This is a genomic window from Bacillus sp. mrc49 (assembly GCF_002803435.1).
The window spans coordinates 1-1,409 of the sequence record NZ_PHNG01000103.1; the positions used below are offsets into that span (position 1 = coordinate 1).

Annotated in this window: 1 protein-coding gene and 1 pseudogene; both read left to right on the forward strand. The window is 42.1% G+C overall.

What is annotated here, in order from left to right; translation table 11 throughout:
* Positions 1-940: cardiolipin synthase (gene cls, locus CVN76_RS00690; protein ID WP_100530073.1), on the forward strand; the 940-nt coding region annotated here is incomplete at its 5' end.
* Between the two features lie 74 nt (positions 941-1,014).
* A pseudogene (locus tag CVN76_RS00695) lies at positions 1,015-1,341 on the forward strand (exodeoxyribonuclease III); the annotation flags it as partial.
* Positions 1,342-1,409 lie beyond the last annotated feature (68 nt).

The following is a 1,409-nucleotide window of genomic DNA, read 5'->3' on the forward strand; positions in this document are numbered from 1 at the left end:
ACAAGCTGGAGTGGAAGTTTTATTCATTTTTGATGCAGCCGGCAGTTTGAAACTGTCGAATAACGAAATTAAAAGAATGAAAAATGCCGGTATAAAAGCCTTCCCGTTTTCTCCTTTGAAAAATGGTTTTTTCAATCAGAAATTCAATTTCAGGAATCACCGGAAGATCATCATTATCGACGGGGAGATTGGCTTTGTCGGCGGCTTGAATGTCGGTGAGGAGTATTTAGGAAGAAATAAAGAGATTGGATTCTGGAGGGATACACATATGGTCCTTAAAGGGGAAGCGGTATATATGCTTCATACCGTTTTCCTTTTGGATTGGGAATATGTCAGTGGCGAAGATGTATTGCAGGAGCGTCCGGAACTGAAAAGCGAAGGCGGAAAAGGGGACGGAGCTGTCCAGGTGGTGGCAAGCGGGCCGGATACACAGCAGGGAATCATGAGTGATTTTTACTATGCGCTTATCAATAGCGCTACTGAATCAATTTGGATCGCCAGTCCATACTTCGTCCCTAATCAAGCGATCAAAGCGGCGATTAAACATGCAGCCGTAAAAGGAATTCAAGTTAGGCTGATGGTTCCTGCGGTAAATGATGGTTTCTTGACTCAATACGGAAGCCGCTCTTATTTCGGGGAGCTGCTTCAATATGGCGTTGAAGTTTATTCCTATAAAAAAGGTTTCTTACATCAGAAACTCATCATCGTGGATGGCGATATTGCCTCCATTGGTACGGCAAACATGGATATGAGGAGTTTTCATCTGAATTTCGAAGTCAATGTCTTCCTTATGGGCAGCCGTTCCATCGGTGATCTTATCACTCACTATAAGGAAGATATGCTGGACAGTGAAAAACTTGACCCCATTACTTATAATAATCGCAGTATGCTCGAACGTTCAAAAGAATCATTTGCCAGGTTGTTTTCCAATGTACTCTAATGGGAAAACAACCGAATCAATAGTATAGTGGAAAGGAAAAGAAATTAACGGGTATAAGGAGAGTTTAAGAGAATATGAAATTGGTTTCCTGGAACGTAAATGGAATTAGGGCTTGTGTGAAGAAAGGGTTTTTAGATTATTTTAAAGAAGTTGATGCGGATATATTCTGTCTTCAAGAAACGAAGCTTCAAGAAGGACAAATTTCCCTTGAACTTGATGGGTACCATCAATATTGGAATTATGCGCTGAAAAAAGGGTATTCTGGGACTGCCATTTTTACAAAGGAAAAGCCGCTCTCAGTGAAATATGGTGTAGGCGACTTGACCGAGGAACCAGAAGGAAGGATCATCACCCTCGAATACGAGAAATTTTATATGGTGAATGTCTATGCACCAAATGCCACCGTTCCCTTGGAATGAGCAATTCACTCGCATTGAGGAGAATCATCCTGCCACAGGCCTTCCGCCGC